The following is a 26,229-nucleotide window of genomic DNA, read 5'->3' on the forward strand; positions in this document are numbered from 1 at the left end:
ATCCGCCGGAGGAGAACGATGCTGCTCAAGGACAAGATCGCCGTCATCTCGGGCGCCGCCAGCAAGCGCGGCATCGGACGGGCCACCGCAAACCTCTTCGCCGAGCACGGCGCGCGGGTCGCGATCCTCGACCTCGACGCGGCCGGAGCCGCCGCCGCGGCCGCGGAACTGGGCGAAGGCCACATCGGTCTCGGCTGCAACGTCGCCGACGCGGAGAGCTGCAAGGCCGCCGCCGCCGAGGTGCTCGCCCGCTTCGGCAAGGTCGACATCCTGATCAACAACGCCGGCATCACGCAGCCGGTGAAGGTGATGGACATCACCGGCGCCGACTGGCAGCGCATCGTCGACGTCAACATGACCGGCGTGCTCTACCTCAGCCAGGCGTTCATCCCGTCCATGCGCGCGCGCAAGCAGGGCTCCATTGCCTGCATGTCGTCCGTCTCGGCGCAGCGCGGCGGCGGCATCTTCGGCGGCCCGCACTACTCCGCCGCCAAGGCCGGAGTGCTGGGCCTCGCCAAGGCCATGGCGCGCGAACTCGGCCCCGACGGCATCCGCGTCAACAGCGTGACGCCCGGCCTCATCCAGACCGACATCACGGGCGACAAGCTCACACCGGAGATGAAGGCGGAGATCATCAAGGGCATCCCGCTGTCGCGCCTCGGCGACGCGATTGACGTCGCCAACATCTACCTGTTCCTCGCCTCCGACCTCTCCGCCTACGTTACCGGCGCCGTCATCGACGTCAACGGCGGCATGCTCATCCACTGACAGACAAGAGCATGCAGCGAAAAGGTGGAGACCGGCTTTTCGCGAATGGCATGCGACCACGATGAAATCGCCGCAGGAGACGCTCCCATGACCACGGACGCTGCACCGCGCAGCAACGCCCCGAGCCTGGCCGAACGGGCCTGGCGCATCCGCCGCAACGCGGTGCGGATGGGCGAGGTACAGGGCCAGGGCTACATCGCCCAGGCGCTGGACATCGCCGACGTGCTGGCCGTCGCGTATTTCCACGCCATGACCTACCGCCCGGACGATCCGGAGTGGGAGGGCCGTGACCGCTTCCTGCTGTCGAACGGGCACTACGCCATCGCGCTCTACGCCGCGCTGATCGAGGCCGGGATCATCCCCGAGGCGGAGCTGGAGACGTACGGCAGCGACGACAGCCGCCTGCCCATGTCAGGCATGGCCTCCTACACGCCCGGCATGGAAATGTCCGGCGGCTCGCTCGGCATCGGCCTCTCGATCGCGGTGGGCATGGGGCTCGGCCTCAAGCGCAAGGGCTCGAAGAACTTCGTCTACACGCTGTTCTCCGACGGCGAGCTCGACGAGGGCTCCAAGTGGGAGGCGATCATGGGCGCCGCCCACCACAAGCTCGACAACCTCATCGCCGTCGTCGACATCAACCAGCAGCAGGCCGACGGCCCCTCCGGCCAGGTGATGGGCTTCGAGCCGCTGGTCGACAAGATGAACGCCTTCGGCTGGTTCACCCAGCGCGTCGACGGCAACGACCTCGATGCCGTGAAGGCCGCCTTCGACGCGGCGCGGAACCATCCGGAGCCGAAGCCCCGGATGATCATCGCCGACACCAAGATGGGCAAGGGCGTGCCCTTCCTCGAAGCCCGCGAGCGCAACCACTTCATGCGCGTCGACGCCCATGAGTGGCAGCTCGCCCTCGACGCGCTGGATGCCGGGAGGCCCGCATGAAGCCCGCACCGACCACCGCCGGCGGCAAGCCGCGCCTGACCACCTCGGCCATGATCGCCTCGATCGCCGCCGAGGGCCAGGCGACGAAACCCGCCCCCTTCGGCCACGCGCTCGTCGCCGCGGCGAAGCAGGACGACACGATCGTCGGCATGACCGCCGACCTCGGCAAGTACACCGACCTGCACGTCTTCCGCGACGCGTTCCCGGACCGCTGCTACCAGTTCGGCATGGCCGAGCAGCTGATGCTCGGCGCCGCCTCGGGCCTCGCCAAGGAGGGCTTCACGCCCTTCGCCACGACCTACGCCGTGTTCGCCACGCGCCGGGCCTACGACTTCATCCACCAGACGATCGCGGAGGAAGACCGCAACGTGAAGATCGTCGGCGCCCTGCCCGGTCTCACCTCGGGCTACGGCCCGAGCCACCAGGCGGCGGAAGACCTCGCCCTGATGCGGGCGATGCCGAACATGACCGTGATCGACCCGTGCGACGCGCACGAGACCGAGCAGGTCGTGCCGGCTATCGCCGCCCACAAGGGCCCGGTCTACATGCGCCTGCTGCGCGGCCAGGTGCCGCTGGTGCTGGCCGAGTACGGCTACCGCTTCGAGCTCGGTAAGGCCAAGACCATCCGCGACGGGCGTGACGTGCTCATCATCTCCTCGGGGCTGATGACCATGCGCTCGCTCGAGGCCGCCGCCCTGCTCGCCGCCGACAAGGTGGACGTGTCGGTGCTGCACGTGCCGACCATCAAGCCGCTCGACACGGCCACCATCCTGGCCGAGGCCGGCAAGGGCGGGCGTCTCGTGGTGGTGGCCGAGAACCACACGGTGATCGGCGGCCTCGGCGAGGCCGTCGGCGCCCTGCTGATGCGCGAGGGCGTGCAGGCCCGCTTCCGCCACATCGGCCTGCCGGACGAGTTCCTGCTCGCGGGCGCCCTGCCCACCCTGCACGACCACTACGGGATCTCGGCCGAAAAGGTCGCGAGCCGCATCAAGGCCTGGATGTAAGGCCCGCGGCAGCGCCCCGGCGCTGCCGCCCCCTCACCCCATCCCTGCGACGCCTGCCTTCCGTCCCGGTGCGCCCGGGCGACGAGCGACGCCGCGTGCCTGAAGCCCGGCGCCCGAGAGCCGGTGGCCCAAGACGGTCCCTGACGACCGCGGCCACACCCCGACACCCCTGGAGGAAAACACGATGTCCAACGCCTCGCTTCTGTCGCGCCGCACCCTGGTCAAGGCCGCCGCCGCGGTCCCCCTCGTCGCGATCCTGCGCCGGCCGGCCCATGCGGCCGAGTTCACCTACAAGCTCGCCACCGGGCAGGACCCGACCCATCCGGTCAACAAGCGCGCCCAGGAGGCCATCGACCGCATCAAGGAGGCGAGCAGCGGCAAGCTCGAGATCAACCTGTTCCCGGCCAACCAGCTGGGCTCGGACACCGACCTGCTCACCCAGGTGCGCAACGGCGGTGTGGAGTTCTTCAACCTCTCCTCGCTGATCCTGGCGACCTTCGTGCCGGCCGCCGGCATCGTGAACCTCGGCTTCCTGTTCACGAGCTACGACGCGGTGTGGAAGGCGATGGACGGCGAGCTCGGCTCCTACATCCGCGCCCAGGTCGCCAAGACGCCGATCTTCACGGTCTCCAAGGCCTGGGACAACGGCTTCCGGCACATCACCTCGTCCGGCCGCGAGATCCGCACCGCCGAGGACCTGAAGGGCTTCAAGCTGCGCGTGCCGGCCGCGCCGAATCTCACCTCGCTGTTCCAGGCGCTGGGTGCCGGCCCCGCCCCGATCAACTTCAACGAGGTCTATTCCGCGCTGCAGACCAAGGTCGTCGACGGCCAGGAGAACCCGCTGCCGATCATCGCGACGGCCCGCCTCTACGAGGTGCAGAAGACCTGCAGCCTCACCGGGCACGTCTGGGACAACTACTGGATCCTCGGCAACAAGCGCGCCTTCGACAAGCTGCCGAAGGACCTGCAGGAGATCGTGACGCGCGAGTTCGACCGCTCGGCCATGGACGAGCGCGCCGACATCGCCAGGCTCAGCGACTCGCTGCGGGCCGACCTGACGGGCAAGGGCATGCAGTTCATCGACGTCGACCGCGCCGCCTTCCGGGCCTCGCTCGCCAAGACGAGCTTCTACGCCGACTGGAAGGCGAAATTCGGCGACGACGCCTGGGCGCAGCTCGAGAAGGCCGCCGGAAAGCTCGGGTGACGGCATGGCCCAGGCACCGCACCTCACCGTGGAGGCCGCCGACCTGCGGCCTCCCACCCCCTGGGCCGCCGCAGCGCTGCGCGCCGGCGAGCTCCTGAAGCCGGCGGTGGCGATCCCCGCCGCCGGCCTCGTCGTGGCCGAGATCGTCGTCCTGCTCGCCGGCATCGTGGCCCGCTACGTGTTCCATTCGCCATCGTCTGGGCGGACGAGCTCTCCGGCATCCTGTTCCTGTGGCTCGCCATGCTGGGCTCGGTCCTCGCCCTGCAGCGCGACGAGCACATGCGGATGACGGCGGTGGTGGCGCGGCTCCAGCCGGCCGCACGCGCCCTCCTCGACGTCGTGGCCATCGCCGCGGCGCTCGCCTTCCTGGTGCTCGTCATCGAGCCGGCCTTCGAGTTCGCGGCCGACGAAGTCTACGTGACGACGCCGGCGCTCGGCATCGTCAACTCCTGGCGCGCGGCGGCCCTGCCCGTCGGGCTCGGGCTGATGCTGGTCGTCGCGGCGCTCAAGCTCGCGACCGTGGGCGACCTGCGCCGCATCGCCACCGCTGTCGCGGTGGTCGTGGCCATCATGGCCGTGTTCTGGCTGCTCGGCCCGGTCCTGAAGCCGCTCGGCAAGCTCAACCTGCTGATCTTCTTCGTCGGGCTCGTGGGCGCGATGGTGTTCGCGGCGGTGCCGATCGCCTTCGCCTTCGGTCTCGCCACCTTCGGCTATCTCGCCCTCACCACCACCACGCCGGAGGTGGTGCTGATCGGGCGCATGGATGAGGGCATGAGCCATCTTATCCTGCTCTCCGTGCCGCTCTTCGTGTTCCTGGGCCTGCTCATCGAGATGACCGGCATGGCGCGCGCCATGGTGGCCTTCCTGGCGAGCCTGCTCGGGCACGTGCGCGGCGGCCTGCACTACGTGCTGGTCGGCGCCATGTACCTCGTCTCCGGCATCTCGGGCTCCAAGGCCGCCGACATGGCCGCGGTCGCCCCCGTGCTGTTCCCGGAGATGCAGAAGCGCGGCGCCAAGCCCGGCGACCTCGTCGCCCTGCTGTCGGCGACCGGCGCGCAGACCGAGACCATCCCGCCCTCGCTCGTGCTGATCACCATCGGCTCGGTGACGGGCGTGTCGATCTCGGCGCTGTTCACCGGCGGGCTCCTGCCCGGCGTAGTCCTCGCCGTGCTGCTCTGCCTCATGGTGTGGTGGCGCTACCGCAACGAGGACCTGAGCCATGTCCGCCGGGCGACCGGCCGGGAGATCGGCAAGGCCCTCGTCGTGGCGATCCCGGCCCTGGCCCTGCCCTTCGTCATCCGCGCCGCGGTCGTCGAGGGCGTGGCGACGGCGACCGAGGTCTCGACCATCGGCATCGTTTACTCCGTGCTCGCCGGGCTCCTGATCTACCGCCAGTTCCCGCCGAAGCGGCTCTACCCGATGCTGATCGAGACGGCGGCGCTGTCGGGCGCCATCCTGCTCATCATCGGCGCGGCGACCGGCATGGCGTGGGCGCTGACGCAATCAGGATTCTCGGCGGCGCTGGCCAAGGTGATGATGCAGGTCCCGGGCGGCGCGCCGACCTTCCTCGCCGTCACCATCGTGGCCTTCGTCATCCTCGGCAGCGTGCTGGAAGGCATCCCTGCCATCGTCCTCTTCGGGCCCCTGCTCTTCCCCATCGCCCGGCAGATCGGCGTGCATGACGTGCACTACGCGATGGTGGTGATCCTCGCCATGGGCATCGGCCTCTTCGCCCCGCCCTTCGGGGTCGGCTACTACGCGGCCTGCGCCATCAGCCGCATCCACCCGGACGAAGGCATGAAGCCGATCGTCGGCTACATGGTGATGCTGCTCATCGGCACGATCGTCATCGCCGCGGTGCCCTGGCTGTCGATCGGGTTTCTTTAGAGCATGCCGCGAAAAGCTGGAATCCGGCTTTTCGCGAGAAGCATGCGACCACCAAGAAACCTAGCGCATGCTTCGTTTCCAATAAGCGAAGCATGCGCTAGGCCGCTGACCTAACGATCGTCCGGGACGGCGGGGCAGCGATGCCCCGCCATCCGCGTGCTCTACGCGCCATCGAGAGGGCTCGCCCATCCGGCCGCCCGCGTGATCGCCTCGGCGACGGCCGGGGCCTCGGCCGGCGGGAGGCAGCTCGCGGCGACCCGCACGAAATCGAGCGAAGCGAGGGAGAAGTTCTTGCCCGGCGCCACACCGATGCCCTGCGCGCCCAGCAGCGCCGTGGCGTCGCGCCCCGGCATCACGGGCACGAAGAGGGACAGGCCGTGGCCCGGCTGCACGGATACGCCGCGGCGCTGGAATTCGCCCGCCAGCACCTCGCGACGGTGACGATAAACCCGACGGGCCTCCTCAACGCGCACCGCCGTCGCCGGGTCGCGGAGCAGCCACGCCGCGGCAGCCTGGAGAATGCGGCTGGTCCAACCGGCGCTGAAGCCGCGATAGCTCTGGATCTCCTCGACGAGCACGGCCGACGCCGAAAGCACGGCGAGGCGCAGGTCGGGTCCGAGCGTCTTCGAGTAGGACAACACGTGGATGACGCGGTCGGGCATGAGCTGGCCTAGCGACAGCCGCGGCGCGTCCATGACGTCGCCGATGCCGTCGTCCTCCACGACGAGCGTGTCGCTGCCCTGCAGCAGGCGCCCGAGTTCGCCTAGTCGCTCGGCGGTGAGCAAGGCGCCGGTGACGGCGTGGACCCGCGGCTGGAAGATGAACAGCGCCGGCCGCCGGGCCAGCGCCTCGGCCAGGGCGTCGGGTCGCGGACCGGCCGCGTCGCACGCGACCGGCAGGATCGGGACGTTGAAGTCCTCCAGGATGTCGAGGATGCGAAGACCCGTGGGGTCTTCCACCGCCACGGGCGCGCCGGGCGGCACCAGCGCGTGGACGATGGTGTGGATGGCGCTGTAGCCGCCGTCCGTCGCCAGGAAGGCGCTGGCGTCATAGGGCCAGCTTCGGCGCACGGCCAGCTCCAGCTCGGGCAGGATGCGCACACGGTCGTAGCTGTTGAGGCCCTCCGCCCGCGCTCCGTGGGCCAGGGCGTCGCGCAGGTCCGGCAGGAGTTCCGGGTCCGGAACGGCTCGCGCCAGATTGAGCCCCTGGTCCAGCCTTTGCTGCCCGCTCATCAGCCGCTCGGGGCGCGGCGAGAAGCTGTCGCTGATGACCCAGGAGCCGTTGCGGCCGCGGCCGCTGATGATCCTGTGGCGCCTGAGATCGGCCCAGGCCTGCGAGATGGTCGCGGGACTGACCCGCAGCTCGAAGGCGAGGTCGCGGACCGTCGGCAGCTTGGCCCCGACCGGCAGGACGCCGGTCCGCACCAGCGCCGCCGTTTCCTGCGCGATGCCGCGCCGGGTGGCCTGGCCGAGCCGGCTCGCGAACCATCGGGCATCGAACGCGTCGGACATGCGGCTCTCGAATTCAAACTATAAATGTTCAGTAACACAATAACTTTTGATCCGTCACCGCCCCCTCGCTACCGTCCGCTTGCATCGCCATGGAGGGTTTTCGCGTGACCGTCACGCTGCGCATCGCCACGCGCGACTGGGACTACCTGACGCCGCTGCTGCTGGGCGACGTCACCTCGGACCGCCTGTCGTTGCAGATCACGCGGGTGGGCACGCTGATTTCCGACCTCGCCACCTCGGCGGACTACGACGCGGCCGAGCTGTCCTTCAGCCGCTACGTGTCGGCGATGGCGGCCGGAGCGTCGGCCGTGGTCGGCATTCCCTGCTTCATCATGCGGGGCTTTCGCCACCGCTGCGTGATCACCACGGATGCGAGCCCGCTGGAGCACTTCTCGCAGCTCAAGGGCAAGCGGATCGGCGTGACGGGCTGGCGCGACAGCGGCAACACCTGGACCCGCGCTGCGCTGCGCCGGGACGGCGTGGGCGTCGAGGACGCCTTCTGGATCGCCGGGCGGCTGACCGCCCAGCACCCCATCGTCGACCGGCTCGACGGCTTCGGCCGCCCGGGGCTCATCGAGGCCGATCCGGACGAACGCCCGATGATGGAGATGCTGGCGCGCGGCGACCTCGACGCGATCTTCACCCCCTTCATGCCCGACGGATTCTTCGGCCCGGGGTCCGGCTTCCGCCAGGTGCTGCGCGACTTCCGCCAGGCGGAATGCGCCTACTACGCCGAGGTCGGCTACGTGCCGGCCCACCATCTGGTCGGCATCAAGGCCGACATGCTGCGCGCCCACCCCTGGATCGCCGACGAACTGACGCGGCTTCTCGACGAGAGCCAGCGCGCCTGGACCGCCAAGCGCCGCAAATATGCCGAGACGTCGCCGTTCGTGCTCGACGAGTTCGTCTTCGCGGGGCGTGCGCTGGCCCCCGACTGGAACGACAGCGGCCGCGACCTCAACCGGCCGATGATCGAGACCTTCGCCCGGGAGTTGTTCACGCAGGGCATCATGCCCGCGCCCATGACCGCCGAGGCCCTGTTCCCAGGGCTGCAATGACTTAAGGTGCGGCACCCGCCGGACCCGCTTCGAACCTCGAGGGAGACCGCAGATGACCGTGAAAGCACTCGCCCTGGCCGCGCTCGTGGCGCTTTGCGCCCCTGCGGCGCTGGCCCAGACCATCCCCGCGCAGAAGGTCGACGAGGCCCTGAGGGCCAAGCTGCCGGAGGAGATCCGCAAGGCGGGCAAGATGACGGCCGTGAACAACGGCTCGTTCCCGCCCTATGAGATCGTCACCGGCACCGAGCTCACCGGCGCCACCAAGGACATGTCCGAGGCCATCGGCCAGCTGCTCGGCATCACCATCGAGCACGCCACCGTCGCCGGGCTGCCGGCGCTCCTGAGCGGCGTGAACTCCGGCCGCTACCAGTTCGCCATGGGCCCGGTGGGCGACTATCCCGACCGCCAGAAGGCCAACGACTTCGTCGACTGGGCCCGCGAATACGTCGTCTTCGCCGTGGAGAAGGGCAATCCCAAGAAGATCGCCTCGCTGGAGACGACCTGCGGCACCAAGGTCTCCGTGATGGCCGGCGGCTCCGCCGAGAAGGTCATCAAGGAGTTCTCCGGCAAGTGCTCCGGTCTCGGCAAGGAGCCGGTGGAGGTGCAGTCCTACACCGACCAGCCGGCCTCGATCCTGGCCGTGCGCTCCAAGCGCGCCGACGCGTTCTTCTCCTCGCAGGCGCCGCTGACCTATTTCGTGCAGCAGGCCAACGGCCAGCTCGAGCTGACCGGCGTGGGGCTCTCCAACGGCTTCAACGACATCTACCAGGGCGCGGTCACAGCCAAGGGCTCGCCGCTCGCGGGCGTCCTGAAGGACGCCTTCGACGTCCTCATCGCCAACGGCACCTATGCCGCGGTGATGAAGAAGTGGGGCCTGGGGAACAACATGGTCAAGAAGGCCGGCCTGAACCAGGGCCAGTGAGTCCGTAGCCCTGCGCACTCGAGAAGCCGTCCGTCAGTCCAGCGTGCTCACCCTCTCCACGTCTTGCCCCGGGCCAAGTCCGGGCAGGACGGCGGAGAGGGTTCGCGAACGCGGACGCTGACCCGATACGCCGGCTGCTCGAGAGATTGACCCAAAAGCCCCGAGGAGCATCGCGATGACTGCCGTGCCGATCGCCGCCCCTGCCAGCCTCCCGGCCGATGCGCTGCGCGACGTGCGCAAGGCCCATGCCCCTTTCCCCATGGGCCGCGTCGTCGCATGGATCGTCGCCGGTCTGATCCTCGGCGGGTTCGTCTATATCTGCGCCGTCAATCCGAACTTCGGCTGGCCGGTCGTGGGCCAGTACTTCTTCGACCCGACGGTCCTCAAGGGACTGTCGGTGTCGCTGGGACTGACGGCGGTGGCGATGGTGCTCGGCATCGTGCTCGGCCTCCTGGTGGCCGTCGCACGCATGTCGAAGGATCGGCTGTCGTCGTCGCTGGCCGGCCTGTTCATCTGGTTCTTCCGTGGCGCTCCGCTGCTGGTGCAGCTGATCTTCTGGTACAACCTCTCGGTCCTGTTCCCGAAGATTTCGATCGTGATCCCCTTCGGTCCGACGCTCGCGTCGTGGGACACGAACCACCTCATTACGCCGCTCACCGCCGCCATCATCGGACTGTCGCTCAACGAGGCCGCCCTCATGGCCGAGATCATCCGGGGCGGGCTCATCTCGGTCGACCGCGGCCAGACCGAGACGGCGCAGGCCTTCGGCATGACCCGGGGACGGATCCTGCGCCGCATCGTGCTGCCCCAGGCGATGAAGGCGATCGTGCCGCCCACCGGCAACCAGCTCATCAGCATGATCAAGGCGACGTCGCTGGTCAGCGTCATCGCCATGGCCGACCTCCTCTACTCGGTGCAGTCGATCTACAACCGCACCTTCGAGGTCATTCCCATGCTGCTGGTGGCGGTGTTCTGGTACCTGCTGATCACCTCGGTGCTCAACGTCGTGCAGGGCGCCATCGAGCGGCACTACGGCCGCAGCGAGCGGGCGACGGCGACGATCCGGAAGGACAACCCATGAGCGCGAGCCCCATCGTGCGGGCGCGCGGCGTCTGCAAGGCCTTCGGTGCCAACGAGGTGCTCAAGGGCATCGACCTCGACGTGGCCCCCGGCGAGGTCGTGGTGATCCTCGGGCCCTCGGGCTCGGGCAAGTCCACGTTCCTGCGCTGCATCAACCACCTGGAGGCCATCGACCGCGGCTTCATCGAGGTCGCCGGCGAGCAGATGGGCTACCGGCTCGACGGGGAGCGGCTGACGCGGCTCTCCGAGCGCCAGATCGCCGTTCAGCGGCGCAAGATCGGCATGGTCTTCCAGCAGTTCAATCTCTACGGCCACATGACCGTGCTGCAGAACGTGGTGGAGGCCCCCATCGGCGTGCATCACCAGCCCCGCGAGGAGGCGCTGCGCTACGGCCGCGAGCTTCTGGCCCGCGTCGGCCTGTCCGACAAGGAGAACGCCTATCCGCGCCAGCTCTCCGGCGGCCAGCAGCAGCGCGTCGCCATCGCCCGCGCGCTCGCCATCCGGCCGACGCTGATGCTGTTCGACGAGCCGACCTCCGCGCTCGATCCCGAGCTCGTCGGCGAGGTCCTCGCCACGATGCGCGACCTCGCCAGCCAGGGGCTGACCATGATCGTGGTGACCCACGAGATCGGCTTCGCCCGGGAGGCGGCCGACAGGGTCGTCTTCATGGATGGCGGTGTTATTGTGGAGCAGGGCAAGCCGGAGGACGTCCTCGGCAATCCGAGCCAGCCCCGCACCCGCAGCTTCCTCAGCCGCTTCGTCTGAACCATCCGGTCCTTCGCCCTGCCATGACCCACCCTTCGAACCAGTACACCACCGTCGCCGACCTCGCCCCGCAGGAGGCCGCGCTCACGGCCATCCGCCGGCACCTGCACCAGCATCCGGAGCTGTCCTTCGAGGAAGAGAAGACGGCGGCCTTCATTGCCGACAAGTTGGAGGCCTGGGGCTACGAGGTGACGCGCAACGTCGGCGGCCACGGGGTGGTGGGCGTGCTGCGCCAGGGCGAAGGCGGCCGGGCGGTCGCGATCCGGGCCGACATCGACGCCCTGCCGATTCCCGAGTCGACCGGCCTGCCCCATGCCAGCACCGTGCCCGGCGTCATGCACGCCTGCGGCCATGACGGGCACACCACCGTGCTGCTGGGGGCGGCCGAGCACCTCGCGCGCACGCGACGGTTCAACGGCACCGTCACGCTGGTCTTCCAGCCGGCCGAGGAGGCCGGGCTCGTCTCCGGCGCGCAGCGCATGATCGCCGACGGCCTGTTCGAGCGCTTTCCCTGCGACGCGATCTTCGGCCTCCACAATCACCCGGGCGTCCCGGTGGGCACCATCCTGACCCGGCCCGGCCCGATGATGGCGGCCGGCGACACGGTCCACATCCGCGTGAAGGGCAAGGGCGGCCACGCGGCCCGACCGCACCAGTCCGTCGACCCCATCGTCACGGCGGCGGCCATCGTGATGGCGCTGCAGACCGTGGTGGCGCGCAGCATCGATCCGCTCGAGCCGGCCGTCGTCACCGTCGGCACCATCCACGGCGGCACCGCCACCAACGTCATCCCCGACACAGCGGAACTCGGCCTCAGCGTCCGCTCCTTCACGCCGCAGACGCGCCAGCGGCTGGAGGAGCGCGTCCGCGCCATCGCCACCAACGTCGCCGCCGCGCAGGGAGCCAGCGTCGAGATCAGCTGGGAGCACGGCTACCCGGTGGTGATGAACAGCGACGCCGAGACCGCCTTCGCGGAAGAGGTGGCGCGCGAGCTCGTGGGCGCCGACCATGTCGGCACCTGCCCGATGCTCACCGGCAGCGAAGACTTCGCGTACTACCTCCAGCACAAGCCCGGCAGCTTCCTGCGGCTCGGCAACGGCGACAGCGCCATGCTGCACAATCCCGGCTACGACTTCGCGGACGCGAGCCTCACCACGGGTGCGGCGCTGTGGGCGCGGCTCGCCGAGCGGTTCCTGGCCCGCGTGTGATCGCGCGGCGGCGCCCCTCAGGGCGTCCGGCAGACGCGGCATAAAGTCTTATACTGGTCGGCCCTCGCCAGGACCTTGGCGAGCGCCCGCCTGAAACCGGGATCGTTCATCCGGTCAGCGAAGTGGCGACGGGCCACGGTCAGTTCACACTCTCCCTGCGACTCCGGCTCGCACGCATAGCCCACGTCCCGCAGATAGCGGTCCACGCGGGCCTGATCGACGTCCATGAGGGCACGATCGATGTCGCCGCAATCCCGGCGCCGAGACTGCACGCACTCACGCAATTGCGCGTCGAGGACAAGCACAGGATGTGGAGGCAGCGTCGTTTGGCAGGCAGACAAAAGGAATATCATCCCGCCACACAAGAAAAGGCGCATCATCTTCTCTCTCGATGACGAGCGCGTTGGGGCCACGCCTCTCGATAATGATGTGTATTGTATTTACTTGCAGGACGCCGAAGCCGTCGTATCGAATTTGAGCATTCAAATCCTTCGCACCTCTACGCCTCGGCGGTTGCAAGTACCCATTGGTTTCAGGTGCAACTACTGGCGCTGCACGTCTTCACCCCGGGTCCAGGGTCGCGGCGCCCATCGGGCCTGCGGCCGCCATCCTTCAAGGCGCCAAGCGATTGGCCCTCGTGACCCAGCCGAGCGCGCACCGAAGTTGCGCCTTCTGGAGCGCGCGGATGCGTTCCAGGGCCGGCGATGGCGCCGGCAGGCCGGCGCGGGCGGCGAAGTAACCGCTCACGACGACGGCGACGTCCGCCGCGTCGGGCATGACGCTCTCGGGTGAAGGACCGCCCTCCATCTCGAGGCTCGGAAGCCAGAAGCCCGCATCGAGCCGCGGATTGCCGAGGCATGCGAAGTTCCAGTCGACGAGCTTCGCGGTCCCGTCCCGGAAGCAGAGATTGTCGCTACGCACGTCCAGGTGAAGGGGCACCGAGCCTGCCGGATCGAAGGCGTCCTCCACCCGTCGCAGCAGGGGAAGGTTCGCCGCGAGCCACTCGGGCGACACGAGGCCGAGCGACAGGAGCGGCGCGGGATCGGCCGCGACATCCTTCCAGCCGGACAGGCCCTCGGGGAAGACCGTTGCGAATGGCGGCAGCGCCGCACGGCTGGCGTGCAAGGCCTCCAGAGCGTCGAGCACGCGCGCGACCCGCTCCTGTGACCAGGCCGGCGGCCAGGTCGCGCCGCTCAAGTCCTCCAGGACGAGGAACGGGTGAGCCCCCTCGCCGCTGGCCACCACCAGCCGCGGCATGAAACCACCCGACAGCGCGCCGTACGCCGCGATCTCGCTCTTCATCCAGGTCCGCGTCATCGGGCTTGTCGCGATCTTGACGAAGACGCGCCGGCCCGACGCAGGCGTGACGAGCCAGCGCTCAGCCTGGGTGTAGCCGCCGCGCACGGGCGCGGCCGTGACGATCTCCGATCCGAGGCACCGGGCCAGGGACGTCGAGATCGCTTCGAGGGCGGTGCGTGCGGCGTCCATGCGGGGCATTTCCGATGACGGAGACAAGGACCACGCAAAGTGATCCGGCAGCCGCGATCATGACGGGCGGGCCGGCAGAAGTCTCGCACGGTGAGGTCGCGCGTCCTTCGACACGCCGCCTCCGGCGGCTGCTCAGGATGAGGACTGTTGCGGAGTTATGACGCTTTACAACAGTCCTCATCCTGAGCAGCCCGCGCAGCGGGCGTGTCGAAGGACGCAGGATGTTCGAGCGCCCGCGTCAGAGCCCGTTCAGCAGCGGCTCGCCCCGTGCGAGCCTGTTGACGTTGTCGGCGATCGTCTGGCGGCGGCGGCGGACGGTGCCTTCGGTCCAGCCGGACATGTGCGGGGTCATCACCACCGTGTCGAGCGTCTCGAACGGCAGCGTGCCGGGCAGCGGGTTCGGATCGGCGGCGCTGGGATAGCGGTACCAGGTGTCGATGACGGCGCCGCCGATGCGCCGCTCCTGCAGGGCCGCGAAGAGAGCCTGCTGGTCGATCACGGGCCCTCGTCCGACGTTGACGACCACGCCGTCCGGCCGCATGGCGGCCAGGGCGGCCGTCCCGACGAAGCCGGTGGTCTCGGGCAGGTGCGGCAGGGAGACCACGATGGCGTCGGCGGAGGCCATGAAGGCCGGCAGGCGGTCGAGGCCGAAGCTTTCGTCGACGAGCGGGCCGGTCGGGACCGGGGTTCGGTTGGCCACGCTCACGCGCATGCCGAAGGCCTTGGCCCGCACCGCGATGGCCTTGCCGATGTGGCCGTAGCCGAGAAGCCCCACCGAGGACCCGCCGAGCTCGGTGCGCAGGTTGCCGGGATGGCCGGCCCAGTAGGTCCAGTCGCCGCGGCGAAGCCGCCGGTCGGCATCGGCGAGCGGCACGTGGCGGGCCAGCAGGGCCGTCATCACGTATTCGGCGATGGCGTCCTCGTGGCCGAAGGCGTTGCACAGCCGCGCCCCGGTCGGCAGGCAGTTGCGATCGATCTGGTCCGTTCCCGCCGCCGGCGCCTGGTAGAGGCGGAGCCTTTCCGGCTTCGGCATGGCCGGCGTGAGGCGCACGCCCACGATCACGTCGGCCGTGGCGAAGTGAGCCTTGTCCGCATCGTCGGCCAACGCGTCGCCCACCAGCACGATCTCGTGCCCGCCCTCGAGCAGGTCTTCGAGGCCGGGGCGGAAGGTTCGGGCGTTGTCGCCGTGGAAAACGATCTTCATGGTGCCACCGTTCACGGGGGGAAGTCTCGGCTCACAGGACGGCGAGCATGCCGCCGTCGACGTAGATGATTTGGCCATTGACGTAGTCCGACGCCGCCGAGGCGAGGAACACCGCCGTGCCGACGAGTTCGTCCGGCTTGCCCCAGCGCTTCGCCGGCGTCCGGCCCTTCACCCAGGCGTCGAACTCGGGATTGTCGATGAGGGCCTGGTTCATGTCGGTCACCATGTAGCCCGGGCCGATGGCATTGGCCTGGATGCCGTGGATGGCCCATTCGGCGGCCATGGAGCGGGTGAGCAACTTGATGCCGCCCTTCGCTGCCGTGTAGGGCGCCACGGTGGCGCGGGCGACCTCGCTCGTCAGCGAGCCGATGTTGATGACCTTGCCGCCTGCCCCGCGCGCGATCATGCGCCGCGCGGCCTCGCGCCCTACCAGGAAGGCGCTGGTGAGGTTGGTCTCGATGACGCGCCGCCAATCGGCTGCCGCGAGGTCGACCATCGGCTTGCGGTACTGGATGCCGGCATTGTTGACGAGGATGTCGACGGCGACGCCCTCCGCATCCAGCGCCTCGAACGCCGCGACCACCGCGGCCTCGTCGGTCACGTCGAAGGGCATGGCCCGGGCCTCGTGCCCGGCCGCGACGAGGTCGGCGCAGGCTTGCTCCGTTCGGCCGCGGTCCGTGCCGTTGACGACCAGGGCCGCGCCGGCCTCCGCGAGCCCGCGGGCGATGGCCAGGCCGAGGCCGCGGGAGGAGCCCGTGACGAGGGCCGTCCGGCCGGTGAGATCGAAGAGTGCGTTGGCCATGGCGGGGTCCTCAGAGCGCGGAGCGGCGGACGGTCAGGTCGGAGCGCTTGAAGACCTCGGACCTCAGCTCCAGGCCGAGCCCGGGACCTTCCATCGGGTAGACGTAGCCGTCCTCGATCCGCGGCACCGTGGTGACGAGCTCGTTGTACCAGCCCCTGTAGAAGGCGCGCACCGATTCCTGGATCAGCGTGTTGGGCTGGCTGAAGGAGGCGTGCACCGCGGCGGCGAAGCCCACCGGGCCGATGCAGTCGTGCGGCGCGAAGGGCCGGTGGTACGTGTCGGCCATCGCCGCGATCTTGCGGCCCTCGGTGAGGCCGCCGGTCCAGCACAGGTCGACCATCACGACATGGGCCGCGTCGCGATCGAGATAGTCCTTGTAGGACCAGCGCGAGCCGAGCGTCTCCGAGGCGCAGACCCACACGTCGGTCGAGCGGGCGTACTCGGCCAGCGCCTGGGGCGAGTTCATGCGGATCGGGTCCTCGTACCAGGTGGGCTTGAAGGGCTCGAGCTCCCTGGCGATCTTCAGCGCGGTGGGCAGGTTCCACAGGGAGTGGAACTCCACCATGATCTCCATGCGGTCGCCGACCGCCTTGCGGATCTTCTCGAAGGGCGCGATGGCGGCCTTCATCTGCGCGGCGGAGATGTGCACGCCGCCCGTCTCCTGCGCCGCCGGGTCGAACGGCCAGATCTTCATGGCCGTGATGCCCTGCGACAGCAGGTCCTGCGCAAGCACGTCGGCGCGGTTCATGAAGGCGTCGAGGTCCTCGTAGGGGCCTTCGGCCTCCCCGAGAGACCAGTTCGACACCGGCTTGATGTTGTTGGTCCGGACATACTTGTAGCCGGCGCAGGTGTTGTAGATGCGCAGCTTGTCCCGGCACAGGCCGCCCAGCATCTGGTGGACCGGCTGGCCGCAGACCTTGCCGAACGCGTCCCACAGAGCGATGTCGATGGCCGAGGCCGCCCGATACTCGACGCCGGTCGACGACTGCGCCATCGGCAGGTTGACCAGGTCCCGGTTCAGCGCCTCGACATGCAGCGGATTGCGGCCCAGCAGGCGCTGCGCCAGCGTGTCGTGGATGTGCGCCTCCACGGCTCCGGCGCCGTAGAAGGTCTCCCCGAGCCCCACCACTCCGGCATCGGTGTGGACGCGGACCCACAGGACGTTGGCGAACTCCTCGGCGCGGAGGGTCTCGATGGCGGTGATCTTCATCGGGTCAGCCTTTCACGCCGCCGGCGGTCATGCCGCTCACGACGTATTTCTGGACGAACATGTAGAAGACGATGGCGGGCACCGCGTAGATGACCGCGATCGACATGACGGTGTGAATGGGGGTCGACAGTTCGCCGACGAAGCCGGCAAGGCCCACCGAGGCGGTGCGCAGGCTCTCGCTTGAGACCAGCGTCTGGGCGAAGACGTACTCGTTCCAGCCGTGGAAGAAGGCGATGACGGAGGCGGCGGCCAGCGTCGGGGCGATGAGGGGCAGGACGATGCGCCAGACGATGCCCACCTGGCTGCAGCCGTCGATGTGGGCCGCCTCTTCGATCTCCTCCGGCACGCCGTCGATGGCGCCTTTCAGGATCCACACGACGACCGGCACCGTGAACGCCGTGTTGGCGAGGATGAGCGCCGTCAGCGTGTTCAGCATGTTGAACTGGCCGAACAGGGCGTAGAGCGGCACCACCAGCATCGCTTCGGGCAGCATCTGCGTTGCGAACAGCGACAGCCCCATGATGCCCTTCCCCTTGAAGCGGAAGCGCGAGAGTGAATAGGCCGGGAACAGGGAGATGGCGATCGACAGCACCGTCGTGCCGGCGGCCACGATCAGCGAATTGAGGAGCCAGGTCGCGACCGGGATCTTGCGGAAGGCGTCCGCATAGACGCCCGTCTCGCTCCATGTCGGCCAGAACCGCGGCGTCGAGGCGAAGAGCTCGGACGACGGCGTCAGCGAGGTCACGAACATCCAGTAGAACGGGAAGACCGCGACGGCGAGCAGCAGCAGCACCGCGCTCAGGCGAATGGGAAGCGGAAGACCGGGCATGGCGTCACCGTCCCTTGAGTTCGTAGCGGCTGCTGAGCCGGTGATGGACGAGGGTGATGGCGAAGGCGATGCACAGTCCCACCATGCCGACGGAGGCGCCGGCGCCGAGGTCGCGATAGACGAAGGCGCGCCGGTAGAGGTCGATCACCAGCGTGTTGGTGGCGCCGATCGGGCCGCCCTGCGTCAGGAGCCAGATCAGGTCGAAGCGGCGCAGCGACCAGATGGTGATGAAGAGCGCGAGCAGCATGACCGTGGGGCGGATGGTCGGCCACACGACGGCACGGAAGATGTCGAAGGCCCCTGCCCCGTCGAGCGCGGCGGACTCCCGCAATTCCTTCGGCACGCCCTGGAGCGCGGCGAGGATGACCACCGACGAGAACGGAAAGATCTGCCAGATCGTGGCGATGAGGATGGCGGTCAGCGCGTGGTCGGGCGTGTCGAGCCAGTTCTCGAAGGTCTCGATGCCGAGCGAGCGCTGGACGTAATTGAAGACGCCGTACTGCGCGTTGTAGATCCAGGTGAAGATCAGCGCGACGGCGACGGGCGGCGCCGCCCAGGGCAGCGTCACGAGCGTGCGCGCCACCGCCCGGCCGAGGAACGGAGCGTCGAGCAGCAGGGCCGTGCCCAATCCCGCGCCGATCGCCAGCACGACGCAGGCGATGGTGTAGACCGCCGTGATCCAGAGCGAGTGCAGGAAGTCCCTGTTCGAGAACAGCTCGCGGTAGTTGTCGAGCCCGACCCACTTGTTGACGCTGGGCGTCAGAAGCGATGTCGACGTGAAGCTCAGGTAGAACTCCTTCACCAGCGGGATGAAGTCGAACAGCAGCAGATAGAGGAACACCGGCGCCATGAAGACGTAGGGCGTCCAGCGCGACGTGAGCAGGCTCTCGGTCGTCTTGCCGGCGGACATGGCGCACTCCGGTGGGAAAGAGGCGCCCGCCCATGGGCGGGCGCCGGTCTGACGGTGGATGCGAGGCCGCCTACTTGCTCATCTTGGCGACGGCGAGGTCCTGGGCCTCGTCCATGGCCTTCTTGGGATCCATGCCGCCCTGCAGTACCTTGAGCACCTGCTCGATGATGATCTGCTGCAGTTCCGGCGTGCGGACCTCGAAGCCGCCGACGAGCTGCGGCACGGCGTTGGGGGTCTGCTCGTCATAGACCTTGAGCCAGGGCTTCTTGGCGAGATCGTCGGCCGAGCGCGGCACGTCGGTGGCGACGCTCGACGCGCCGAGAATGTCCTGCAGGGCCTTCTGGTTGTCCGGCTGCAGCGCCCACTTCACGAAGGTGAAGGCGGCGTCCTTGTTCTTGGTGTTGGCGTTGACCGTCAGCGGCGCCAGGATCAGGCCCTGGGCGCGCGTCGGGAACGGCGACGGCGCCGCGTTCCAGGCGAGGTTCGGGGCTTGCTGGTTGAAGATGCCGGCGACGCCGCCATTGTCGATCTCGATGGCGACCTTGCTCTCCCAGAACATGCGGCGGTAGGTGGCGGCGTCGGCGCCCTTCGGGATCGCGCCGCTGTCGTACATGCGCTTGTAGGCCGTCACCCCCTCGATCACCTTCGGCGCGTTGAGCGTCAGGGTCTTGCCGTCGCTCCAGCGGCCACCGAAGCCGAAGACGTAGTTGCACAGGTCCTGCCAGAAGCCGTTCCGCTCGGCCATCGTGGCCCGGTAGGCGTAGCCGTAGTTGCCGTTGCCGGTGGCGGCCTTGGTCACCGCGAGAAGCTCGTCGAAGGTGGTGGGAACCTTGCCGTCCTTGAGAAGGGCCGGGTTGTACATCATCACGTAGTTCGAGATCTCGAAGGCGACGCCGTAGCGCTTGCCGTTGACCTTCAGGTAGTCGTTCGGCGCGCTGAACTTGAAGTCGCTGTCCTTGATATGGTCGTCGAAGGGCAGGATGCGGCCCGCCGGCACCGCGGCGTAGAAGTCGATGGTGTCGAAGCGGATGAGGTCCGGACCGCCTCCCCCGCCCATCTGCGTGAACATGGTGTTGGCGAAGGTGGCGAAGGGCAGGCCCAGCGTCGTCACCTCGATCTTGTCCTGGGACTTGTTGAACTTGTCGACCCACTCGCGCAGGCGGTCCCCGCGACCGGCCTCCGAGAACGTCACCCCGGCGAAGCTGATGGTGGTCTTGCCCTGGGCCAGGGCGCTGCCGGCGAAGCAAGGCAGGGCCGCGAGGGCCATGACACCAGCCAGGGCCATACGACGCGTCGTGTGGAGCATGCTCGTTCCTCCCGTTTTCCGGCACGCTCAGAGGCTCTGGCGTCCCTGCGTATATCGTGACATATTGTGAAATATCACTGCTGATCGTGGTATGCAAGCAGGCGAGAGATTCAGCGGAGGCCCTCGATGGCGGTTCACAACATCCCGGCTGGCGGCGAGGCCCTGCCCGCACCGTGGATGGACGACGCCGCGGCGTCGGGGCGCACGGGCGAAAGCCTGTCGAACCTCGCCTACGACCGCATCGAGGACATGATCGTCCACGGCCGCATGGCGCCGGGCGCAAGCATCACGATGAAGGATCTCCAGGACGCGGTGAGCCTCGGCCGGACCCCCGTCCACCAGGCCGTCCGGCGGCTCGCCGCCGAGACGCTGATCCAGATCCGCCCCCGTGACGGCCTGATGATCAGCCCCATTGACCTGGAGCGCGACCGCCGGCTCCTCGAACTGCGGCGTGACATGGACCGCTTCGTGATCCGACAGGCCTCACGGACCGCCACGGCCAACATCCGCAACCAGCTGCTGCGGGTGACCAGCCAGCTCCAGGCCGGCCGCGAGACGATGGCGCTGTCCGACTTCAACATCCTCGACCGCCTGCTCGACCGCGCCCTGATGGACGCCGCCGGCGAACCCTTCCTGGACCGGACGCTGCGCCCGCTGCACACGGTGTTCCGGCGCATCGGCGGCCTGTATCTCACCCATATCGGCGGTCAGGCCGGCCTCAAGGACACCATCGACCATCACCTCGAGCTCCTGGAGGCCTTCCTCCACAAGAGCATGGACGAAGCGCTAGCCGCCTCCGACCGGCTCATCGCCTATGCAGACGGGATGTTCGACGAGCTCGTGGTGAAGATCGACCCGATCCTGCTGGACGCCAGGCACGGGGATTTCGGGCACCGGTAGGCGGGGCCTGCTCAAAGCTTTGGAAGCCTTCGGCAGTCCAGCTTGCGCCTCCCTCTCCGCGTCATGGCCGGGCTTGGCCCGGCCACCCACGACTTGAGAATGGCCCCGGCAAAGGCGTGGGTCCCCGGGCCAAGCCCGGGGATGACGGCTGAGATGTGGGCCGGAACTGGACTGCCAATCCTCAGGCTAGAACTTGGCCCCGTCGCAGTCCCCTGCCGCCTCTCAGAACGCAAGCTGCACCTTCATCGACTTGCTGCGGTCGCTGGCGAGCTCGAAGGCTTCTACGGCCGAGGCGTAGGGGAGCGTGGCGGTGATCAGGGGCTTCACGTCGATGAGGCCCTTGCCCATCAGCTCGACGGCGAGCGCGAACTCGGGGTCGAAGCGGAAGGTGCCGCGGATCTGGAGTTCCTTGGCGACGATGGTGTTCATCGGCAGGGTCATCTCGCCGCCGAGGCCGAGCTGCACGAGGACGCCGCCGGGCTTCATCACGTCGAGCGCGGCAATGACGGCCGCCTGGTTTCCGGACGCCTCGAACAGGACGTCGACCAGGCCCTTGTCGGCCTTGAGGTCGGCGAGGCCTTCGGTGCCGCCCCGGACGTTGACGGTGCGGGTGGCGCCGAGCTTCGCGGCCATGGCCAGGGTGCCGTCGGCGATGTCGGTGACGACGATGTCGGAGGCACCGCCGAGCTTGGCGACGAGGATGCAGAGCGCGCCGATGGGGCCGGCGCCGGTGACCAGCACGCGCTTGCCCATCAGGGGGCCAGCGCGGTTGGCGGCGTGCAGGCACACGGCCAGCGGCTCGGCCATCGCGGCCTCGCCCATGCTCAGATGATCGGGGATCGGGATCGCCTGCTCCGCCTCCACCGTCAGGGACTGGCGGAAGCCGCCCTGGACGTGGGGCATGCGCATGGCGCTGCCGTAGAAGCGCATGTCGAGGCACTGGTTGCGCATGCCGGCGCGGCAATGCACGCAGGCGCGGCACGGCAGGCTCGGGCTCACCGCGATGCGGGCGCCGATGGCGAGGTGCGAGACGCCGGCCCCGATCGCGTCCACGGTGCCGGCGATCTCGTGGCCGAGCGCCATGGGCTCCTGGATTCGCACCACGCCGAAACCGCCGTGGTGGTAGTAGTGGAGGTCCGACCCGCAGATGCCGCCGGCCGCGATCTTCACCCTCACCTGCCCCGGTCCCGGCGCCGGAGCGTCCGGCAGGGTGTCGATGCGCAGGTCCTTGGGGGCGTGGATGACGACGGCGTGCATGGATCTGTCCTCGTGGGGCTGCGGCGGCCCGAACGGGGCCGCCGCAGCATGCTCTATCACGGAAGGGGCGTGAACTTCAGCTGGCTGAGCGGCACGACCTTGTCGGTGCGGGTCATCTTGAACTCGGTGTTCGGGCCGAGCCACTTGTCCCACAGCGCGTTGATCTCGCCCGCCTGGTCCATGGCGACGAGCGTCTCGTTCACCTTGGCGTGCAGGGCCGGCTCGTCCTTCTTCATGCCGATGCCGATCGGCTGGAAGGCCATCGGCTCCTCGATCATCTTCATCGGCTGGCCGGCGGTCTTCGACTCGTTGACGAGCTTGGTGATCGTCATCGTGTTGGCGACGATGCCGAGCGCCTTGTTCTGCTGCACGGCCATGTAGGCCGAGCCCGTGTCGACGAAGGTCAGCGGATCGCTGTCGTTCATCTTGATGGCGAGTTCGGAGGTCGAGCCCTTGGTCGAGGCCAGGCGCTTGCCCTTGAAGTCGGCCTTGGTCGTGCCGGTGTCGGACGCCTTCACCGCCAGCATTTCCTTGGCGAGGTAGTAGGGATCCGAGAACTGGATCTGCTCGGCGCGGCCCAGCGTGTAGGCGAGGTTGGCGATCGTCAGGTCGACGCGGCCGAGCTTCACCTCGGGCACGCGCGCCTCGACCGAGAGCGGGGTGACCTTGGCGGTCACGCCCCAGCGCTTGGCGATGGCGTTGCACATGTCGACGTCGAAGCCGACCATCTCGCGGGTCTTCGGATCCGGCGCGGCGAAGGGCGGCACGTCGGCGAAGGTGCCGCACTTCAGTTCCTTGGCCTTCATGATATCGGCCAGCTGGTCGGCGCGGGCGCCGGCGGTCAGTGCGGTGAGGCCCACGGCGGCGAGCGCCACGGTCATTACGGTCTTGATCGACATGTCCATCTCCCTTTCATGCTCGATCTGTTGCGATTGCGATGCGACTTGACGTCACCGCGCGTGCAGGTCCGTGAGGAAGCGCTGCGCGCGGGGGTGCGTGGGGGTCCGGAAGAAGTCTCCGGGTGCCGCGACCTCGAGGATGCGGCCGGCGTCCATGAACCAGACGCGGTCGGCCACCTCGCGGGCGAAGCTCATCTCGTGGGTGACGCACATCATCGTCATGCCGTCGCGGGCGAGCGCGCGCATGACGGCGAGCACCTCGCCCACCATCTCGGGGTCCAGCGCGCTGGTCGGCTCGTCGAAGAGCATCGCCGGCGGCTCCATGGCCAGCGCGCGGGCAATCGCCACGCGCTGCTGCTGGCCGCCGGAGAGCTGGGCCGGGAAGGACTGCGCCTTGTTGGCGAGGCCGACCCGCTCGAGGAGTTCCATGGCCCGCGTGCGGGCATCGGTCTTGCCGACGCCGCTCACCTTGATCGGCGAGAGCATGACGTTGTCGAGCACGCTCAGATGCGGGAAGAGGTTGAAGCTCTGAAACACGAAGCCGATGCGGCTGCGCAGCTTGTTGAGCGCGCTGCCGCCGAGCTTGGCGTGCACGTTCTGGCCGTCGAAGACGACCGCGCCGGAGTGGATCTCCTCCAGCCGGTTGACGGTGCGGATGAGGGTCGACTTGCCCGAGCCCGACGGGCCGCAGACCACCACGACCTCGCCCTTCTTCACCTCGGCATTGATGTCGAGGAGCGCGGCGAGATCGCCGTAGAACTTGTTGACGCCCTCGAAGCGGATCATGGGCGCGGCGGACGGGGCGGCTGCGTTCGACATGGTCAGGACTCCGCGGCGACGGCGTGGGTGGCGGCGAGCACGGCGGTGTTGCCCGCCCCGCTGCGCCGCCACGCGATCCAGCTCTCCAGGGCCGTGGCGAGACGCGTCAGCGTCCAGCAGACGACGAAGTAGATGATCGCCAGGATGAAGTAGACTTCGAAGGGCTGGGTCAGCAGCCGGTTGTTGATCTGCCCGGCGGCGAAGGTCAGCTCGGGCACGTTGATCACGTAGCCCAGCGTCGTTTCCTTGATGGTGGAGACGAACTGGCTGATGATGCTCGGGATCATGTTGAACAGCGCCTGCGGCAGGATGACGTAGCGCATCGCGCCGAGATGGCTGTGGCCCAGGGCCCGGGCCGCATCCATCTGCCCGCGCGGCAGCGCCTGGATGCCGGCGCGCACCACTTCGCTGAGGAAGGCTGCCTCGTAGATGACCAGCGCCACGACCATGGTCGAGAAGCCGGAGACGTTCGCCCCGATGAGGATCGGCAGCAGGAAGTAGACCCACAGGATGATCATGAGCAGCGGCACGCCGCGGGCCACGTAGACGAGGCCCATGACCGGCCAGCGCAGCACGCGCCAGGGCGACAGCGTCGCCAGCGCGAAGAGCACGCTCAGCGGGAAGGCGAGCGCGATGCCGAGCACCGACAGGATCAGCGTGGCGGCGATTCCGCCGAGCGGGCCGTTCGGATACTGGCCGACCAGCAGCAGCAGCCAGTTGTTCTCGACGATGGAGACGATGTTGGAGAGCATGGCCATCTCACACCGTCCCGGCCATGCGCGAGCGGCGCTCGAGGCGTTCGCCCAGCCACATCAGGAACAGCGAGAAGGCGAGGTAGAGCACGGTGGCGACGAGATAGCTCTCGAAGACCCGGAAGCTCTGGTTCTCGATCTCCTTCACCGCATGGGTGAGTTCGGCCACGCCGATGGCCATGGCGAGGCTCGAGTTCTTGAACAGCGACACCGTGTGGTTGATGAGCGCCGGCATGGCGTTGCGCACGGCCTGGGGCATCAGGATGTAGGCCATGGCGCCCATGTAGCTGTGGCCCAGCGCGCGCGCCGCCTCCCACTGCCCCTTCGGCACGGACCGCAGGCCCGAGCGCAGGTCCTCGCTGAAATAGGCGCCCTGGCACAGGCCCAGCGCCACGATCGCGAACACCGCCTCGCCGTTGTGGTCGGCCAGGAACTCCTGCAGCCCGTTGGGCAGCAGGCTCGAGATGCCGAAGTACCAGAGCATGATCTGCACCAGCGTCGGCACGTTGCGGTGATACGAGACATAGATCTCGACGAACCACTCGGCGGGCTTGGCGGGCAGCATGCGCAGCGCGAGCAGCAGCACGCCCAGCGTCATGGCCAGCAGCCAGGAGCCCGCGAAGATGATCAGCGTCATCTTGACCCCGTGGACGAGCATCTGGACGAACGAGGGGTTCGTCAGGATCGCCAGGAGGTCGAAGCCCTTCATCGCCCGGGCCTCAGCGTGGCTTACGAGGCGCGGGCACCGCCGGGCCTTCCGGTTTGCCGGTCTGCAGGCCGCCCATGACCTGGAGGGTCGGGGTGATCTCCATGTAGCCGATGTTGACCGCCACCGGCGCGGCGATGGCGAAGGCGATCGCGTCGGCGATGTCCTTGGCCTCCGGCAGCTCGAAGCCCTCGATGAACCGGGCCCGGACTTCCGGAGTGTCGCCGTGGACATGGGCGAAGATGTCGGTCGCCACGCGGCCGGGGCAGATCTCGGTGACCCGCACGCGCTTGCCGAAGGCGTCGACGCGCAGCTGGTTGCTCAGCATGCTCACGCCGGCCTTGGTGGCGTGATAGGTCGAGTTGCCCCCGAAATTATAAGCAGCCGCGATGGATGAGATGTTCACCACGTGACCGCGATCGCGCGCGACCATGCCAGGCACCGCAAGGCGGCACAGATGAAGCACAGCGCGCAGATTGACGTCGACCAGAAGATCGATGTCTTCCGGGTCCGCCTGCAGGAACTTCTTGGGCCGGTCGACACCTGCATTGTTGACGAGCACGTCGATCTCGAGGCCCTCGACCAGCTTCGTCATGGCCTTGATGTCGGAAACGTCGAGGACATGGGCGATGCAGCCGGTGCGGGCGGCGAGCTCGTTCAGCGGCCCGGCGCTGCGCGCCACGGCATGGACCTCCAGGCCCTCGCGGCACAGGCGCTCGACGACGGCGGCCCCGATCCCCGAGGAGGCGCCGGTCACGAGTGCTGTCCTGTAGTCGGAGAACGACATGGATATCCTCACAT

At 68.5% G+C, this 26,229-nt stretch carries 25 protein-coding genes and 1 pseudogene; 11 read left to right on the forward strand and 15 right to left on the reverse strand.

All coding sequences use genetic code 11. The features are described 5' to 3' along the window. Nucleotides 1-18 precede the first annotated feature (18 nt). The 5 genes and pseudogenes from Q0Q47_RS01570 (at nt 19) to Q0Q47_RS01590 (ending at nt 5,802) form a co-directional block, all read left to right on the forward strand. Nucleotides 19-768: an SDR family oxidoreductase gene (locus Q0Q47_RS01570; protein WP_293853602.1), complete on the forward strand. Its 750-nt coding sequence runs from the start codon at nt 19-21 to the stop codon at nt 766-768. A gap of 87 nt (nt 769-855) precedes the next feature. Beyond that, on the forward strand, nt 856-1,707 hold the full coding sequence (locus tag Q0Q47_RS01575; protein WP_293853603.1) for a transketolase: 852 nt from the start codon (nt 856-858) through the stop codon (nt 1,705-1,707). Then, on the forward strand, nt 1,704-2,711 hold the full coding sequence (locus Q0Q47_RS01580; RefSeq protein ID WP_293853605.1) for a transketolase C-terminal domain-containing protein: 1,008 nt from the start codon (nt 1,704-1,706) through the stop codon (nt 2,709-2,711). Before Q0Q47_RS01575 ends, Q0Q47_RS01580 begins: the two co-directional genes overlap by 4 nt. A 184-nt stretch (nt 2,712-2,895) precedes the next feature. Then, complete coding sequence (locus Q0Q47_RS01585) at nt 2,896-3,915, forward strand: TRAP transporter substrate-binding protein (RefSeq protein WP_293853607.1); 1,020 nt, start codon at nt 2,896-2,898, stop codon at nt 3,913-3,915. 4 nt (nt 3,916-3,919) lie between these two features. Further along, nucleotides 3,920-5,802: pseudogene (locus Q0Q47_RS01590) on the forward strand (TRAP transporter large permease subunit). 161 nt (nt 5,803-5,963) lie between these two features. On the opposite strand, the gene Q0Q47_RS01595 reads toward Q0Q47_RS01590, so the two are convergent. Next, the gene (locus tag Q0Q47_RS01595) at nt 5,964-7,313 is read right to left on the reverse strand and encodes a PLP-dependent aminotransferase family protein (protein WP_293853609.1); all 1,350 of its coding nucleotides are present in this window, start codon (nt 7,311-7,313) and stop codon (nt 5,964-5,966) included. 104 nt (nt 7,314-7,417) lie between these two features. Between Q0Q47_RS01595 and Q0Q47_RS01600 the strand changes: the two genes are divergently transcribed. The 5 genes from Q0Q47_RS01600 to Q0Q47_RS01620 all read left to right on the forward strand — a co-directional run bounded on the left by Q0Q47_RS01600 (nt 7,418) and on the right by Q0Q47_RS01620 (nt 12,346). Continuing rightward, nucleotides 7,418-8,371, forward strand: a complete 954-nt coding sequence (locus Q0Q47_RS01600; protein WP_293853610.1) for a nitrate ABC transporter substrate-binding protein — start codon at nt 7,418-7,420, stop codon at nt 8,369-8,371. Between the two features lie 52 nt (nt 8,372-8,423). Then, the gene (locus tag Q0Q47_RS01605) at nt 8,424-9,293 is read left to right on the forward strand and encodes an ABC transporter substrate-binding protein (protein ID WP_293853612.1); all 870 of its coding nucleotides are present in this window, start codon (nt 8,424-8,426) and stop codon (nt 9,291-9,293) included. A gap of 175 nt (nt 9,294-9,468) precedes the next feature. Next, nucleotides 9,469-10,374, forward strand: coding sequence for an amino acid ABC transporter permease (locus Q0Q47_RS01610; RefSeq protein ID WP_293853613.1), 906 nt, complete (start codon nt 9,469-9,471; stop codon nt 10,372-10,374). Then, complete coding sequence (locus tag Q0Q47_RS01615; RefSeq protein WP_293853615.1) at nt 10,371-11,138, forward strand: amino acid ABC transporter ATP-binding protein; 768 nt, start codon at nt 10,371-10,373, stop codon at nt 11,136-11,138. Before Q0Q47_RS01610 ends, Q0Q47_RS01615 begins: the two co-directional genes overlap by 4 nt. Nucleotides 11,139-11,161: 23 nt before the next feature. Then, nucleotides 11,162-12,346, forward strand: coding sequence for a M20 aminoacylase family protein (locus Q0Q47_RS01620; RefSeq protein WP_293853617.1), 1,185 nt, complete (start codon nt 11,162-11,164; stop codon nt 12,344-12,346). Between the two features lie 17 nt (nt 12,347-12,363). Here Q0Q47_RS01620 and Q0Q47_RS01625 read toward each other — a convergent pair whose 3' ends face one another. The 8 genes from Q0Q47_RS01625 to Q0Q47_RS01660 form a co-directional block, all read right to left on the reverse strand. After that, on the reverse strand, nt 12,364-12,726 hold the full coding sequence (locus Q0Q47_RS01625; protein ID WP_293853619.1) for a hypothetical protein: 363 nt from the start codon (nt 12,724-12,726) through the stop codon (nt 12,364-12,366). Nucleotides 12,727-12,958: 232 nt separating this feature from the next. Beyond that, complete coding sequence (locus tag Q0Q47_RS01630) at nt 12,959-13,834, reverse strand: aminoglycoside phosphotransferase family protein (RefSeq protein WP_293853621.1); 876 nt, start codon at nt 13,832-13,834, stop codon at nt 12,959-12,961. A gap of 238 nt (nt 13,835-14,072) precedes the next feature. Further along, the gene (locus Q0Q47_RS01635) at nt 14,073-15,038 is read right to left on the reverse strand and encodes a 2-hydroxyacid dehydrogenase (protein WP_293853622.1); all 966 of its coding nucleotides are present in this window, start codon (nt 15,036-15,038) and stop codon (nt 14,073-14,075) included. 31 nt (nt 15,039-15,069) lie between these two features. Next, nucleotides 15,070-15,840: an SDR family oxidoreductase gene (locus Q0Q47_RS01640; RefSeq protein ID WP_293853624.1), complete on the reverse strand. Its 771-nt coding sequence runs from the start codon at nt 15,838-15,840 to the stop codon at nt 15,070-15,072. A 10-nt stretch (nt 15,841-15,850) separates the two neighbouring features. After that, the gene (locus Q0Q47_RS01645; protein ID WP_293853625.1) at nt 15,851-17,050 is read right to left on the reverse strand and encodes a mandelate racemase/muconate lactonizing enzyme family protein; all 1,200 of its coding nucleotides are present in this window, start codon (nt 17,048-17,050) and stop codon (nt 15,851-15,853) included. Between the two features lie 4 nt (nt 17,051-17,054). After that, entirely contained in the window at nt 17,055-17,879 is an 825-nt protein-coding gene (locus Q0Q47_RS01650; RefSeq protein ID WP_293853627.1) for a carbohydrate ABC transporter permease, read from the reverse strand. Nucleotides 17,880-17,883: 4 nt separating this feature from the next. Then, nucleotides 17,884-18,789, reverse strand: coding sequence for a carbohydrate ABC transporter permease (locus Q0Q47_RS01655; protein WP_293853629.1), 906 nt, complete (start codon nt 18,787-18,789; stop codon nt 17,884-17,886). 70 nt (nt 18,790-18,859) lie between these two features. Beyond that, entirely contained in the window at nt 18,860-20,095 is a 1,236-nt protein-coding gene (locus Q0Q47_RS01660; protein WP_293853631.1) for a sugar ABC transporter substrate-binding protein, read from the reverse strand. A 126-nt stretch (nt 20,096-20,221) separates the two neighbouring features. On the opposite strand from Q0Q47_RS01660, the gene Q0Q47_RS01665 reads away from it, so the two are divergent. Beyond that, nucleotides 20,222-20,995: a GntR family transcriptional regulator gene (locus Q0Q47_RS01665; protein ID WP_293853632.1), complete on the forward strand. Its 774-nt coding sequence runs from the start codon at nt 20,222-20,224 to the stop codon at nt 20,993-20,995. 222 nt (nt 20,996-21,217) lie between these two features. Here Q0Q47_RS01665 and Q0Q47_RS01670 read toward each other — a convergent pair whose 3' ends face one another. From Q0Q47_RS01670 to Q0Q47_RS01695, 6 genes are read right to left on the reverse strand one after another with little or no spacing between them, the layout of a single operon-like run. Further along, on the reverse strand, nt 21,218-22,252 hold the full coding sequence (locus Q0Q47_RS01670; RefSeq protein ID WP_293853634.1) for an L-idonate 5-dehydrogenase: 1,035 nt from the start codon (nt 22,250-22,252) through the stop codon (nt 21,218-21,220). A 56-nt stretch (nt 22,253-22,308) separates the two neighbouring features. After that, on the reverse strand, nt 22,309-23,151 hold the full coding sequence (locus Q0Q47_RS01675; RefSeq protein ID WP_293853635.1) for an ABC transporter substrate-binding protein: 843 nt from the start codon (nt 23,149-23,151) through the stop codon (nt 22,309-22,311). Nucleotides 23,152-23,202: 51 nt separating this feature from the next. Further along, a complete protein-coding gene (locus Q0Q47_RS01680; protein WP_293854061.1) occupies nt 23,203-23,937 on the reverse strand; it encodes an amino acid ABC transporter ATP-binding protein in 735 nt (244 codons plus the stop codon). A gap of 35 nt (nt 23,938-23,972) precedes the next feature. Next, nucleotides 23,973-24,722, reverse strand: coding sequence for an amino acid ABC transporter permease (locus Q0Q47_RS01685; RefSeq protein WP_293854064.1), 750 nt, complete (start codon nt 24,720-24,722; stop codon nt 23,973-23,975). A 7-nt stretch (nt 24,723-24,729) separates the two neighbouring features. Continuing rightward, a complete protein-coding gene (locus Q0Q47_RS01690) occupies nt 24,730-25,431 on the reverse strand; it encodes an amino acid ABC transporter permease (protein ID WP_293853637.1) in 702 nt (233 codons plus the stop codon). A gap of 10 nt (nt 25,432-25,441) precedes the next feature. Further along, complete coding sequence (locus Q0Q47_RS01695; protein ID WP_293853638.1) at nt 25,442-26,215, reverse strand: SDR family oxidoreductase; 774 nt, start codon at nt 26,213-26,215, stop codon at nt 25,442-25,444. Nucleotides 26,216-26,229 lie beyond the last annotated feature (14 nt).

It is taken from the genome of uncultured Alsobacter sp., from assembly GCF_945952055.1.
Classification (GTDB): domain Bacteria; phylum Pseudomonadota; class Alphaproteobacteria; order Rhizobiales; family Beijerinckiaceae; genus Alsobacter.